The 12,400-nt window shown below is 55.5% G+C and carries 12 protein-coding genes and 2 pseudogenes; 10 read left to right on the top strand and 4 right to left on the bottom strand.

The window, feature by feature from the left end; translation table 11 throughout:
• Positions 1 to 97: 97 nt before the first annotated feature.
• The 5 genes from BCS37_RS06800 (at position 98) to BCS37_RS06780 (ending at position 5,912) form a co-directional block, all read left to right on the top strand.
• On the top strand, positions 98 to 1,360 hold the full coding sequence (locus BCS37_RS06800) for an NCS2 family permease (RefSeq protein WP_069180737.1): 1,263 nt from the start codon (positions 98 to 100) through the stop codon (positions 1,358 to 1,360).
• 79 nt (positions 1,361 to 1,439) lie between these two features.
• Entirely contained in the window at positions 1,440 to 2,150 is a 711-nt protein-coding gene (gene deoD / locus BCS37_RS06795) for a purine-nucleoside phosphorylase (protein ID WP_069180736.1), read from the top strand.
• Between the two features lie 18 nt (positions 2,151 to 2,168).
• Entirely contained in the window at positions 2,169 to 3,353 is a 1,185-nt protein-coding gene (locus tag BCS37_RS06790; protein WP_069180735.1) for a phosphopentomutase, read from the top strand.
• Between the two features lie 13 nt (positions 3,354 to 3,366).
• The gene (locus BCS37_RS06785; protein ID WP_069180734.1) at positions 3,367 to 4,689 is read left to right on the top strand and encodes a pyrimidine-nucleoside phosphorylase; all 1,323 of its coding nucleotides are present in this window, start codon (positions 3,367 to 3,369) and stop codon (positions 4,687 to 4,689) included.
• A 146-nt stretch (positions 4,690 to 4,835) separates the two neighbouring features.
• Positions 4,836 to 5,912 (top strand): nucleoside transporter C-terminal domain-containing protein, encoded by a 1,077-nt coding sequence (locus BCS37_RS06780; RefSeq protein WP_237142698.1) that lies wholly within the window; start codon positions 4,836 to 4,838, stop codon positions 5,910 to 5,912.
• A 103-nt stretch (positions 5,913 to 6,015) separates the two neighbouring features.
• Here the strand turns inward: BCS37_RS06780 and BCS37_RS06775 are convergent, their stop codons facing one another.
• A complete protein-coding gene (locus BCS37_RS06775) occupies positions 6,016 to 6,249 on the bottom strand; it encodes a hypothetical protein (RefSeq protein ID WP_069180733.1) in 234 nt (77 codons plus the stop codon).
• Between the two features lie 220 nt (positions 6,250 to 6,469).
• Between BCS37_RS06775 and BCS37_RS06770 the strand changes: the two genes are divergently transcribed.
• A complete protein-coding gene (locus tag BCS37_RS06770) occupies positions 6,470 to 6,838 on the top strand; it encodes a hypothetical protein (RefSeq protein ID WP_006696607.1) in 369 nt (122 codons plus the stop codon).
• A pseudogene (locus BCS37_RS06765) lies at positions 6,802 to 7,710 on the top strand (IS3 family transposase); the annotation flags it as partial. The gene BCS37_RS06770 and the pseudogene BCS37_RS06765, both read left to right, overlap by 37 nt.
• Positions 7,711 to 7,798: 88 nt before the next feature.
• Here BCS37_RS06765 and BCS37_RS12260 read toward each other — a convergent pair.
• The 3 genes from BCS37_RS12260 to BCS37_RS06755 form a co-directional block, all read right to left on the bottom strand.
• A complete protein-coding gene (locus tag BCS37_RS12260) occupies positions 7,799 to 8,089 on the bottom strand; it encodes a hemagglutinin repeat-containing protein (protein ID WP_083205783.1) in 291 nt (96 codons plus the stop codon).
• A gap of 373 nt (positions 8,090 to 8,462) precedes the next feature.
• On the bottom strand, positions 8,463 to 9,107 hold the full coding sequence (locus tag BCS37_RS06760) for a hypothetical protein (RefSeq protein WP_069180732.1): 645 nt from the start codon (positions 9,105 to 9,107) through the stop codon (positions 8,463 to 8,465).
• A gap of 132 nt (positions 9,108 to 9,239) precedes the next feature.
• Complete coding sequence (locus tag BCS37_RS06755) at positions 9,240 to 9,821, bottom strand: nitroreductase family protein (protein ID WP_069180731.1); 582 nt, start codon at positions 9,819 to 9,821, stop codon at positions 9,240 to 9,242.
• 449 nt (positions 9,822 to 10,270) lie between these two features.
• On the opposite strand from BCS37_RS06755, the pseudogene BCS37_RS12375 reads away from it, so the two are divergent.
• The 3 genes and pseudogenes from BCS37_RS12375 to BCS37_RS06740 all read left to right on the top strand — a co-directional run.
• Positions 10,271 to 10,375, top strand: a pseudogene (locus BCS37_RS12375) (magnesium chelatase domain-containing protein); the annotation flags it as partial.
• A gap of 86 nt (positions 10,376 to 10,461) precedes the next feature.
• On the top strand, positions 10,462 to 11,454 hold the full coding sequence (locus BCS37_RS06745; RefSeq protein WP_069180729.1) for an HlyD family secretion protein: 993 nt from the start codon (positions 10,462 to 10,464) through the stop codon (positions 11,452 to 11,454).
• Positions 11,444 to 12,364 (top strand): ABC transporter ATP-binding protein, encoded by a 921-nt coding sequence (locus BCS37_RS06740; RefSeq protein ID WP_069180728.1) that lies wholly within the window; start codon positions 11,444 to 11,446, stop codon positions 12,362 to 12,364. Before BCS37_RS06745 ends, BCS37_RS06740 begins: the two co-directional genes overlap by 11 nt.
• The last annotated feature ends 36 nt before the right edge of the window (positions 12,365 to 12,400 follow it).

Raw genomic sequence — 12,400 nt, 5'->3', positions numbered from 1 at the left:
TCCTATTTTAACGAAAAAAACGCGCGCTGAAAAGTCATATGTCCTTTTTTTTCGTTTGGCATATTTGGTACAATCAAAAAAGAAAGGGGAGTGCGGTATGCGTTCGGACAGCGTGCAGAGCAAGCGTGTGGAAGTGATGGCAGGGCTGACATCGTTCTTTGCCATCTCGTACATCATCATCGTCAACCCGTTGATTCTTGCAGACGGCGGAATCCCGGCGGAGCTGAGCGTGTTCGCGACGATATTCGCCTCGGCGGTCGGGTGTCTGCTGATGGCACTCTGGGCGGATGCGCCGATCATCTTGACCCCCGGCATGGGGATCAATGCATTCTTCACATATACTGTCGTGATGAACATGGGGTTCCGTTGGCAGGAGGCACTTGCCATCTCGCTCGTCTCGGCACTCATCTTCTTCGCGCTGGCGGTGACGCGCGCGGGCAGGGTTCTGGCGGATGCTGTGCCGAAATCGTTGAAATACGCAGTGACGGCGGGCATCGGGTTGTTCCTCGTGGAGATCGGACTGGAGAAGGCGGAGCTGATCCGTGCCGGCGAGAACTCGATCCTCGCGCTCGGTGATCTGCAAAATCCGTCTGCGCAGCTCGCGCTTCTCGGTCTCGTGTTGAGCCTGCTGTTCTACCAGCAGCGGGTGAAGGGCGGTTTTTTCATCGCCATCCTCATTGTGACGGTCATCGCCAATGTGTTCGACCTCGTCCACGCGAATACGATTGAGATTGATATGACGCGGCTCGGCGAGTACGGCGCACTGCTCTTTGTAGAGGACTTCTCCTCCGTGCTGACGATTTCGTTCTGGCTTGCAGTATTCTCGATGACGATGATCCTCGTCTTTGAGTCCATCGGATTGCTCGAAGGACTGCTGCCCGATACGGAGAAGTTCCGCAACGCGTTCCGCGCCTCGTCGCTGACAGCCGTGTTCTCCTCGGTGCTTGGGACAAGCCCGACGGTTGCTGCCGCAGAGAGTGCGGCGGGCATCGTAGAGGGGGGACGGAGTGGACTGACGGCACTCATCGGCGGCGCACTGTTCCTGCTCACGCTCGTATTCATCCCCCTGCTCGCCTACGTTCCGCAGGCGGCTGTTGCGCCGGTCATCATCATCACAGGGGCTCTGATGATGCAGCAACTTGAAAATATCCACTTTCAGGATTTCTCAGAGTGGTTCCCGGCGTTTCTCATCATCGTGCTCATCCCGCTGACAAACAGCATCTCGACGGGTTTGGCGTTCGGTTTCGCCGCGCACCCGATGATGAAGGTGTTTACGGGCCGCCGGCGCGAGCTCGGCACGCTCTCTTACGTCCTCGGCGTACTGTTCCTCCTGCAGCTTATCTTTGAAGCGATGCAATGAGCGCACTCCACTAGGGTATAGACCGCTATGTCGGTTTTCGATAAATGTTCTTCACTGTCATGAAAGAGAGGTACACATCATGCCAACCCCACACATTGCAGCTGCAAAGGGCGAAGTCGCCGAGCGCATTCTCCTGCCGGGTGATCCGCTCCGCGCCAAGTACATCGCCGAGAACTTCCTCGAGGGTGCGAAAGAGTACACGAACATTCGCAACATCCTCGGCTACACCGGCACATACAAGGGGCATCCCATCTCCGTGCAGGGGACGGGCATGGGGATGCCGTCGATCTCCATCTATGTCAACGAGCTCATCCGCGAGTATGGCTGCAAGACGCTGATCCGCATCGGCAGCTGCGGCGCATGCCACAAGGACATCCACATCCGCGACGTCCTCATCGCGCAGGCGACGACGACCGACTCCTCCATGCCGCGCAACATCTTCGGCTCTGCGGTCAACTTTGCGCCAGTCGCGGACTTTGATCTGCTGCGCTCCGCATATCAGGCCGCCGTCGACAAAGGCATCGCCGTGCGCGTCGGAAATGTGATGTCGCAGGATCGCTTCTACGATGACGAACTCGACATTCAAAAGCTCGCGAGCTACGGCGTCCTTGGTCTGGAGATGGAGGCAGCGGCACTCTACCTCATCGCGGCGAAGTTCGGCGTGCGCGCGCTCGCACTCTTTACCGTCAGCGACCACCTCGTCAGCGACGAGCCGCCTTCCACGGCAGAAGAGCGTCAGACATCGTTCAGCGAGATGATTGAGATTGCACTGGAGGCGTCGATCGCCTAATCATAGGAGGAGATAGCAATGACCGGTATCAAACGTGTATTCCTCATCGTCCTCGACAGCTTCGGCATCGGGTGTGCACCGGACGCAGCGGACTTCGGCGACGGGCGCTGCAGCACGCTCGCATCGCTGACGACATCGCCGGAACTGCACGCACCGAACCTCACGAAGCTCGGTCTCTTTAACATCGACGGCGTCGGCTGCGGTACGCCCGCAGACAGCCCCATCGGTGCTTTTGCACGGCTGCGGGAGCTCTCACGCGGCAAGGACACGACGATCGGACACTGGGAAATCGCAGGCATCGTCTCCGAGCAGCCCATGCCGACGTATCCGAACGGATTCCCGACGGAGATCCTCGAGCGGCTCTCGGCGGCGTGCGACGGGAAGAAAATGCTCTGCAACAAGCCCTACTCCGGCACGCAGGTCATCCACGACTACGGGCGCGAGCAGGAGGAGACGGGCGGACTCATTGTCTACACGTCGGCGGACAGCGTGCTGCAGATTGCGGCGAACGAGGCCGATGTCCCCGTCGAGCGTCTCTATGACTACTGCCGTTCGGCACGCGAGATCATGCAGGGCGAACACGGCGTCGGACGCATCATTGCACGGCCGTATGTCGGCAGCTATCCGAACTACGAGCGCACAGCGCATCGTCACGACTTCTCCCTCGACCCGACGGGCGAGACAATGATGGACGCGCTCGTGCGGCAGGGGCGTGAGGTCATCGCCGTCGGCAAGATCAGCGACATCTTCGCGGGGCGCGGCATCACGCGCAGCACGGGTGTCAACGAGAACAACGCCGACGGCATGGAAAAGACACTGCGCATTCAGCAGGAGGACTTTACGGGGCTGTGCTTCGTCAACCTCGTCGATTTCGACATGACGTATGGACACAGGCGCGACATCGCGGGCTATGCGCGCGCGACAACGGAGTTCGATGTGCAGCTCGGCACATTCATGGAGCATATGCGCGAGGACGATGTGTTGATGATTACGGCCGACCACGGCTGCGACCCCGGCGCACCCGGCACAGATCACACGCGTGAGTACGTGCCGCTCCTCGTCTACGGCGCACCGATCCGCAAAGGGGTCAACCTCGGGACGTACCCGACCTTTGCCATGATCGGCGCGACGGTGGCGGATGCGTTCGGTGCGGGGCTGACGACGAAGGGCGAGAGCCTGCTGCCGCGCATTCTTGCACACTGAGGAGGACGTACCCATGCGCATGTATGACCTGATTACGAAGAAAAAGCACGGCGGCGCGCTCACTGCCGAGGAGCTGCGCTGGATGGTCGAAGGCTACGTCGCAGGCAAGATTCCCGACTACCAAATGTCCGCCATGCTGATGGCAATCTGGTTCAGCGGCATGACGGCACAGGAGACGACGCAGCTGACGATTGCAATGGCGGACTCGGGTGACCGCGTCGACCTCTCGGCGATTGCCGGCAAAAAGGTGGACAAGCACTCCACCGGCGGCGTCGGCGACAAGACGACGCTCATCTGCGCCCCGATTGTCGCCGCCTGCGGTGGGCGCGTCGCGAAGATGAGCGGCCGCGGTCTCGGGCACACGGGCGGCACCGTGGACAAACTGGAGGCCATCCCCGGCTATGAGACGGCGATTTCGCGCGAAAAATTCTTCTCCATCGTGAACGAATGCGGCGTGTCCGTCATCGGGCAGTCGGGCAACCTCGCGCCGGCGGACAAAAAACTCTACGCGCTGCGCGACGTGACGGCGACGGTCGACTCAATCCCGCTGATCGCGTCCTCCATCATGAGCAAGAAGCTCGCCGCCGGCTCGGACTGCATCCTCCTCGACGTCAAGACGGGCTCGGGCGCGTTTATGAAGACGCTAGACGATGCCATCGCACTTGCACAGACAATGGTTGCCATCGGCGAGGGTGCAGGGCGGCGCACCGTCGCACTGATTACCGACATGGACACGCCGCTGGGGCTCGGCATCGGCAACAGCATCGAGGTCGCGGAGTCGATGGACGTGTTGTGCGGCAAAGGACCGCATGACCTGACGGAGGTGTCGCTCCAGCTCGCGGAGAACATGCTCTACCTCGTCGGCAAGGGCACGATTGAGGAGTGCCGCCGCATGGCGGAGCAGTCGATCGCAGACGGATCGGCGTTCGAGACATTCTGCACGATGGTGCGGCGGCAGGGCGGTGACGATGCTGTGCTGCGCGACACCTCGAAATTCCCGCAGGCGGCCGTGCAGGTGCAGATCCGTGCCAATGCGGACGGCTACATCACGTCCATGGACGCGGAGAAGATCGGCGAGGCGAGCGTCGTGCTCGGTGCGGGGCGTGAGACGAAGGACAGTCCAATCGATTTCGCCGCCGGTCTCATCCTGTACAAGAAATATGGCGACGCAGTGAAGGCAGACGATGTCATCGCAACGCTCTACACGGACAGCGCACAGCGCGGCGACAGCGCGGCGCAGCTCTACCGCGAGGCGATTACCATCGGCACAGAGAAGCCGCCCGTCCGTCCGCTCGTCTATGCCCGTGTGGAGAAAGACAAGGTCGTTCGGTACTAACCACATACTCCTATGGGGGATTTTGTATGTTTTTCTTCGTCAACTTGCTCGGCCTTGTTGTGTTCCTCGGAATCGGGGTGCTCGCATCGCGGAACCGCAAGGAGATCCAGTAGCGTTCGGTCGCCTCTCTGCTCACGCTGAACCTCATGCTCGCGTGGTTCCTGACCTCGTTCGAGATTGGGCGTGAGATGATTACAGCCGCCGCAGCCGGATTCACGGAGCTGATCAACATCTCGTACGTCGGCATCGCGTTCGTGTTCCCCGACTGGGTCCACGTGCCGCAGATGAACTTCTTTGCTGCGGCACTGCTGCCGATTCTCTTCGTCGTGCCGCTCTTTGACATCCTCACGTATTTCGGTATTTTGCCGTTCGTCATTCGTTGGATTGGCAAGCTGCTCACATTTCTTACGCGCGCGCCGAAGTTCGAGTCATTCTTCGCCATCGAGATGATGTTTCTCGGCAATACGGAGGCACTCGCTGTGTCGAAACTCCAGCTCATGAAGATGAGCAAGGAACGCGTGCTGACCATCGGTCTCATGTCGATGAGCTGCGTGACGGCGGCACTTATTGCCGTCTATGTCAAGATGATGCCGGCGGAGTATGTCGTCACGGCAATCCCGCTGAATGTCATCAACGCGCTGCTCGTCTCCTCGCTCCTCCATCCCGTGAAGGTTGCACCGGAGGAGGATACGATTGCAACAATCCACGAAGGAGGCGGGCGCGAGCCGTTCTTCTCCTATCTTGCGGAGTCGATCATCGGCGCAGGACGCCTCGTGCTCATCATCTGTGCGAACGTCATCGCCATCGTTGCGCTGCTCAAGTGTGTCGACCTCCTCCTCGGCGTTCTGCACCCATCGCTCTCGCTTGAGCTCGTTCTCGGCGTCATACTGTTCCCATTCGCGTGGCTGCTTGGCCTTGCGCCGGCAGAGGCATTCCAGATTGCCCAGTACATGGGGACGAAGTTCATCACGAACGAGTTTGTCGTCATGCTGCAGATCCAGGATGTCGTCCGTACGTGGCCCGCGCATATGCAGGCCGTGATGACCGTGTTCATTACGTCATTCGCCAACCTCGGGACGATCGGCATCATCCTCGGCTGCTTTAAGGGGCTCGTTGACGGCGAGCGCAACACGATCGTCGCACGCAATGTGTCCTACATGATACTGTCCGGATTGCTGGTCTCCTTGCTGTCTGCCGCAATCTGCGGATTGTTTGTCTGGTAGGCGGAGCTTGTACCGGTGCAATCATGACCACCCGTCAAACGGGTGGTCATGATTGTATAAAAGAAAACCACGCGCCTATCGCGTGGTTTTCTTTTATCTTGATTCACTGTCCGCAAGTTCTCTCCAAGAAATAAATTGTTTTTAACCTTTTTCCTTCAGCTGTGCTTTGATAAGAAATGATAGAGGCGGCTCCGAAGACTAATTTTATACCTCGATTATTATCAGAACTCTTTAGAGTAATCTCTAATCCCTCGTCCCATGATCCAGTCAGGTTCTCCATGTACATCTTTTGCGGAAGATCCATCATAGATTTCCACTGACTCCATTTTCCGTACATTGTGTTTTCCTCCAATTCTATCATTAATCACCATATCTTGTTTTTATCCGTTTTTTGGGGTAAATTATTTCTAAAGAGGGAGACACTTCTGAGCTTTCTGAAGTGGTAAACTAAAACTGGACACAGAGGGGGTAGAAAATGGACACTGTTTGCAGTATCCTGTACACAGGATGACAGGCAGCGGACAGCCTATCTCCCGATGCAGACAGGAGGTTGCCACGTGAAGTACACCAAGGAGCAACGTTTGGACATAGGCCGTCGGATCTACGACGGCGAGCTTACGAGATATGAAGCAGCAGAAGAATATGGGATCAGCGAGCAGACCGCACGGGATTACATGCGCCACTACCGGGATGCCAACCAGCTCCCGCCGAAAAGGGGTGTGCGCAGCTGCTTGGGTCTTGCCAAGACCAAATCCATACCAGTTCCCACCGGCCTGGAAGATCTCCAGTCCATGACGAAAGAAGAACTCATCGACGCCCTCGTTATGGCAAGGATCACAGAGGCACGCTTAAAAAAAGGTTATCTGGTGGAAGGAGTTGGTGCGGAAAAGACGTTCATTCCTATCGGCAGGAAGAATACCAAGTAGTCATGGAGCTTTCCGGACAGTTCCCCATCCGGCTGCTCTGTACAAAGACCGGAATCCCACGCAGCAGCTTCTACAACTGGAAGAAGAGCGTGGAACATCCACCCGAACAGAAGAAACGGCTTGTGCAGAGCATCGGATTGTTTCAGGAATACCATGGGCGCTTTCCCTCCCATGGCTACCGCTGGCTGAATGCCAAGATCCGATTGGACAAAGGAATCGTATTTTCCGATCCCTATGCCCATAAATGCTGTAAGATCGCAGGGATCAAGAGCCTTTGCAAACATTACAGCTACAAGAAGGAGGGCGATCCGTCCAGAACCTATCCGAACTTGTTGCTTGCAGGAATCAACATCACCGGCCCCATGGAATGTGTGGTGAGTGATATGACCGCTTTTTATGTGGAGCGCACATACTACGAGCTCACACTATATATGGATTTGTGGAATGACGAGCTCATTGCCCACGCGCTCTCATCCAAGCGCGGCGATCGCATGACCTACCTCGACGGCTTGCAGGACGTGCTTGCGTTCAAGAAGCAGTATCCGAATCAGAAGCTCATCCTGCACAGCGATCAAGGCTCTGTTTACGCATCCAAGAGCTACAACGAACTCCTGCCCATGTACAACATTGTCAGGTCAATGTCCAGAGCCGGCACACCGACAGACAATGCCGCGATGGAGGCGATTAATGGTTGGATCAAGGCCGAACTCTTTACAGATTTCCATATTACTTCGCCGGAGAATGTCCCCGCTCAGGTATCCGACTACATTCGCTTCTTCAACGCGGAGCGCCCTGCATATGCCCTTGGATACCTTACGCCGAAGCAGTATCGGGAGCAGTTCGCGCCAAAGCACGAAGGTGCGGCTCCTTGATACGTGTCCTTTGAATGGAGGTCATGGATATTCTGTGTATCACATCTTCGATGAATATGTACAGTATCTCAATTCTAATGACTAATTTTTAGGTTTTTGTGTCCAGTTTTTGTTGACTAGTGCATTCCTCTCGTACATTCACTTTTCTACCATCTCGAAGCATGCCTATTTTTTTCTTTCCTTCTTTATCTGTTCTGTCTCTATCGATTTCTTTCTCTATATCTAATGAGGTGAAGTCTTTGCCCTTTGCCGTAAGAGATACATCACGTCCTGTAATAGTTGAGCCCTTGACGGTCAGATCACGCTCTTCTGCGGTGACATTGGTGTTTCCACCCGACGCGATACGGCTTCCTGCGTATTCGTGGGTCGTATTCTCCATGCGGCTGTAGGATTTGCTCGCACCAAAAGCTGATATTGAGCGAGAATGTCGCGTTTGTGAGCAGGTTCTCCTTCTTGAACGCGTCGTGAATCATCCGCCCCGTTTGGTAGGCGTAAGCAGCTTTGAGTCGGTCGTCCTGCACCTCGCCGATGCGGCTCAGTGGGGCAGAGAGCGACTGCCCAAGATCAAGGAGTCCGTGGCTGAAGTGACGGTAAGCCCTGTCGTTTTGCTTTCCTGTGTGATGCTCTCGCGGTAGACGTTGTCTTTGCCGTCAAGATGTGTCTCCTTCGCCGTGATGGTCGCATCTTTGTCCGCGAGGATTGCACTCGATGAGATATGTGCTTTTGAACACTTTTGTTTGATCTGTTGAGGTTTAGCTGAAAGGATATAGCAGCATTTTTCGATAATCAATTGTGCCATCTCTTTTTAGCGGCATAGTATAAAAAAATTCGGGCTGTATTATGGGAGGTGTTGACAGTTGTTCATAAAAGAGTTGATCTCTCTGCTCTAGGTCTGCTGTACTGTGAAGAATGGTTAATTGTTCTGCAGTATATTTTGCCAATGCTTTTGATAAATATTTGTAGTCCGGAGAGGTTAGATCGACCTTCGGATTAATCAGGAGCGTAACATGAAACGGCTCGGATTGGATGATATAGAACCCCACGCTTCCATACACATAAAACTTATTCTCCTGATAGAACAACCCCATATCCTTTTCCCATGTGTATACTTCTTTGTCAAGGACTTCATAGTGTCCGCCATACCTTGTCCATCCCTCCAAATGCATGTCCCATAGTGCCAGGTCATTATATTCATTGCAATGAACGAGTATTTGCCCTCTATGAAAAACCTCCACATAATATTTTCCGGAACTAAATGGTGCATATGGTGGATCGAACCATGTGACCAGCCAATATTTAAATCCGAATAGAATCTGATAAAGGATCCATACACTTAATAAAGTGCCGCACAGCTTGCCTCCGCGGAGAACTATCTTTTTGATACGATCTATCACCATAGGTCAATCCTCCGACAAGGAAACAGTTCCTTGAATTTCTGCTGTCCATGGGAAGGACTGTAGATATCCAAGGCTTGGAGTTTTCTCGTATGTCCTTTTTGGCATTTGCAATCGCTCTTTTTCTTGCAACGATCAGAGATAGGTGATTATATCTGCTGCGGATTTTTTGGGTACATAGTAATCTCTGCTTTCGTCTACATAGTAGTCGAGAGTATCCTCTGTCCCTGCTTCCACAATGGTACTCTTGTGATCGGGATAACCAAGAGCCAAGACCATACATACATCAAAACCTGCGGGGATTTTTACGGCTTCACTCAAAAATTTCCTGTTTATCGATCCCAGAATACAACTTCCAATGCCATGCGACCAAGCTGTGATAGCCATAGCGTCAAGGGCAATGCCTGCATCAATATCAGTGAAAGGATGGGTTTTTCCCGGTTTTAACACAACGATGTAGGCTGTGGGCTGCTGTGTTTCTGTTGGAGTACCAATTTCCTTCGGGAGTTTCGCAGCCCAACGAAAGCAGGACTGCAGTTTCTTTACGATATCAGGAGAACTAATCACCAGATATCTCAACACCTGACCATTCAAGGCGCATGAGCGCATACGAGCAGTGTCTGCAATTTCTTGCAAAACTTCCTGTGGGATAGATTCTTGCCTAAAGCGTCGATAAGAGCGGCAGCCGGTGTATAGTTTGTGTAAGTCTATCTTCATGATCTGCACCTTCCTTTAGAAACAGCCTCGTTTATTTTTCTCCGTTGCATTTGTACTTTGCTGATGATTAAGGAAGCACTGATAAATTCAGCAGCGCCATCTTGACGCATCTTTTTTGCCCGCACTGTGTCGGCAAATCCTCCACATAGCTTTGGCTATGCGTCCGGTTTGCCTCCTTGTTCGGACAAAAAAATCTACGCCAACCTGACGGACTTCATTTTATCAGCGATTTCTTAAATCATAACTTACAGAATATATTTTGTAAAGAATACGCTTATAAGCTGTATTGCTGTCTAAGGAGTGATTTTCCCCAAAAATTTCATACCAGAGAGATTCCATTCGTCAATTCGGCGTTTGGAATCTCTTTTTCTTTGCAAAGAATCATTAGGCAATCCCCTTCGTTCTGTGTTATAATTTTCTTATATTTGAAACATGGGAGGGGAAGACCGTTGTTTGCAAGGATCTATGCTGCGACGACCCTCGGGATAGACGGTCGGATGATCGACGTTGAGGTGGATGTGTCGCCCGGGCTGCTGGGGTTTGAATTTGTGGGGGATTCCACCCTTGGAGAAACTGTCATGTCTTTAACGTTCCATATACTATGAGCATCTGTTGATTCCAAATGAAAAGGGGGGATTATATGTATATGAAGCCCCTGCGCTTGATTCTTCTGCTCCTTGCGCTCGTCCTGCTCGCGGTGTTCGCCTATCGCGCGTATGTGGAGCAGGAGGGACGCGCACAGCTCCTCACGGGAACGGTGGAGGCGACGCGCGTCGAGGTCAGCGCAAAGGAGAGTGGCTACATCGACGAGATCCTCGTGCACGAGGGGATGGCGGTGCGGGCGGGCGACGTGGCGGCACGCATCGGACGGCGTGATCTCACGGCGGCGCGCCTGCGCGATGAGGCGGCCCTTGCCCATGCCCAGACGAATCTCGCGCGCACGCAGAGCGGCAGCCGCGCAGAGGACATCCGTGCGGCCACAGAGCGCACCCGCGGGGCACATGCCGCTGCGGAGCGTGCGAGCGCCGACTATGCACGCGGTACGGAGCTCCTCGCAGAGGGCGCCATTGCACAGCAGGCGTTTGACGCCCTGCGTGAGGCGCGTGACACGGCGGATGCCAATCTGCACGCACGCGAGGAGGAGCAGCGGCTGCTGGAGAACGGCAGCCGCCCCGAGGATATCCGGATGGCAGAGGAGGATGTGCGGCGGCAGCAGGCAATCCTCGCGATGGATGACTCTGTGATCGATGACCTCACCATACGCATACCGCGTAATGGTATTATCTTGACGAAGAACTATGAGGCAGGCGAGTTTGTCCGTACAGGAGCATCCGTTGCAACCCTCATCGACCCTGCGGATATCTGGATCAAGATCTATGTGACGACCGATATGCTCGGGGGCATTCATCTCGGCGATCCGGCACGCGTCTACATCGATGGGCAGGCGGAGCCGCTGCACGGCATTATTGCGGAGATCAGCGACGCGGCAGAGTTCACGCTGCGCCAGAGCATCACGAAGAATGAGCGGGCGAACCTCGTCTTTGGCGTAAAGGTCGCGGTGGATAATACCATGGGCATTCTAAAGCCCGGCATGCCTGCGGATGTAGAGCTGGGGGCGCATCATGGAACGTGAGGCGCATACGGGCGATATGCCTGTGATCGTAACGCATGAGCTCACGCGTGTCTTTGGCAGCTACACCGCCGTCGATCATCTGAACCTCTCCGTGCCGCGCGGCGCGATCTACGGATTCATCGGATCGAACGGCTCGGGAAAGTCCACGGCGATCCGCATGATCTGCGGCATCCTCCCGCCGACAAGCGGCACAGCGTTCGTGCTCGGCTGTGACACGGCGGTGCATCCGAAGCGTGTGCGTCAGTCGCTCGGCTATATGTCCCAACGGTTCAGCCTCTACACGAATATGACGGTGCGCGAGAATATGATGTTCTACGGCGGACTCTACGGCCTCACGCGCACGGAGCGGCGTACGCGCACGGAGGAAGTGCTCGTGCGCATGCAGCTCACGGAGAAAGCGGATGTGCTCGCGGGTGGTCTTTCGGGCGGGCAGAAACAGCGGCTCGCGCTCGGCTGCGCGATTCTCCACCGTCCTGCGCTCCTCGTGCTCGACGAGCCGACGTCTGCCGTTGACCCCACGTCGCGGCGGCTCTTTTGGAATCTGCTCTCGGAGATGGCGGGCACGGAGCGGACGACGATCTTCGTCACAACGCATTTCATGGATGAGGCGGAGCACTGCGATGCGATTGCCTTTCTGCAGCAGGGCAGGAAGATCGCCTCCGGCTCGCCGACGGCGCTGAAGGAGGAACTGCCTGCGCGTCTCTACGTCCTGCCGCAGGAGAGTGCGGAGGCGGGGACGGCGGCGCTGCGGGCGGCAGGCGTGCCCTATGACGAGGTCTATGTGTTCGGACGGCAGGTGCGTGCGCTTGTCTCGCGGGATGTGACGCTGCCCTCGGCGCTGGGAGCACAGGCGTCCGCGCTGACGATGGAGGATGTCTTTATCTACTACGATCGGCGGCAGAGGGGGTGAGCGGCTTGCGGATTCTGGCGCTTCTCGTCAAGGAGC

The sequence above is a fragment of the Selenomonas sp. oral taxon 920 genome (assembly GCF_001717585.1).
In the GTDB taxonomy this organism is placed as follows: Bacteria; Bacillota; Negativicutes; order Selenomonadales; family Selenomonadaceae; genus Centipeda.
Note: the sequence above shows the minus strand (reverse complement) of the source record. Positions and strands in the feature narration are given on the sequence as shown.

What these genes read in the sequence shown, in the direction of transcription:
- BCS37_RS06800 (WP_069180737.1), top strand. Translation starts at nt 98, where the DNA reads ATGCGTTCGGACAGCGTGCAGAGCAAGCGTGTGGAAGTGATGGCAGGG.
- deoD (WP_069180736.1), top strand. Translation starts at nt 1,440, where the DNA reads ATGCCAACCCCACACATTGCAGCTGCAAAGGGCGAAGTCGCCGAGCGC.
- BCS37_RS06790 (WP_069180735.1), top strand. Translation starts at nt 2,169, where the DNA reads ATGACCGGTATCAAACGTGTATTCCTCATCGTCCTCGACAGCTTCGGC.
- BCS37_RS06785 (WP_069180734.1), top strand. Translation starts at nt 3,367, where the DNA reads ATGCGCATGTATGACCTGATTACGAAGAAAAAGCACGGCGGCGCGCTC.
- BCS37_RS06780 (WP_237142698.1), top strand. Translation starts at nt 4,836, where the DNA reads ATGCTCGCGTGGTTCCTGACCTCGTTCGAGATTGGGCGTGAGATGATT.
- BCS37_RS06775 (WP_069180733.1), bottom strand. Translation starts at nt 6,249, where the DNA reads ATGTACGGAAAATGGAGTCAGTGGAAATCTATGATGGATCTTCCGCAA.
- BCS37_RS12260 (WP_083205783.1), bottom strand. Translation starts at nt 8,089, where the DNA reads ATGGAGAATACGACCCACGAATACGCAGGAAGCCGTATCGCGTCGGGT.
- BCS37_RS06760 (WP_069180732.1), bottom strand. Translation starts at nt 9,107, where the DNA reads ATGGTGATAGATCGTATCAAAAAGATAGTTCTCCGCGGAGGCAAGCTG.
- BCS37_RS06755 (WP_069180731.1), bottom strand. Translation starts at nt 9,821, where the DNA reads ATGAAGATAGACTTACACAAACTATACACCGGCTGCCGCTCTTATCGA.
- BCS37_RS06745 (WP_069180729.1), top strand. Translation starts at nt 10,462, where the DNA reads ATGTATATGAAGCCCCTGCGCTTGATTCTTCTGCTCCTTGCGCTCGTC.
- BCS37_RS06740 (WP_069180728.1), top strand. Translation starts at nt 11,444, where the DNA reads ATGGAACGTGAGGCGCATACGGGCGATATGCCTGTGATCGTAACGCAT.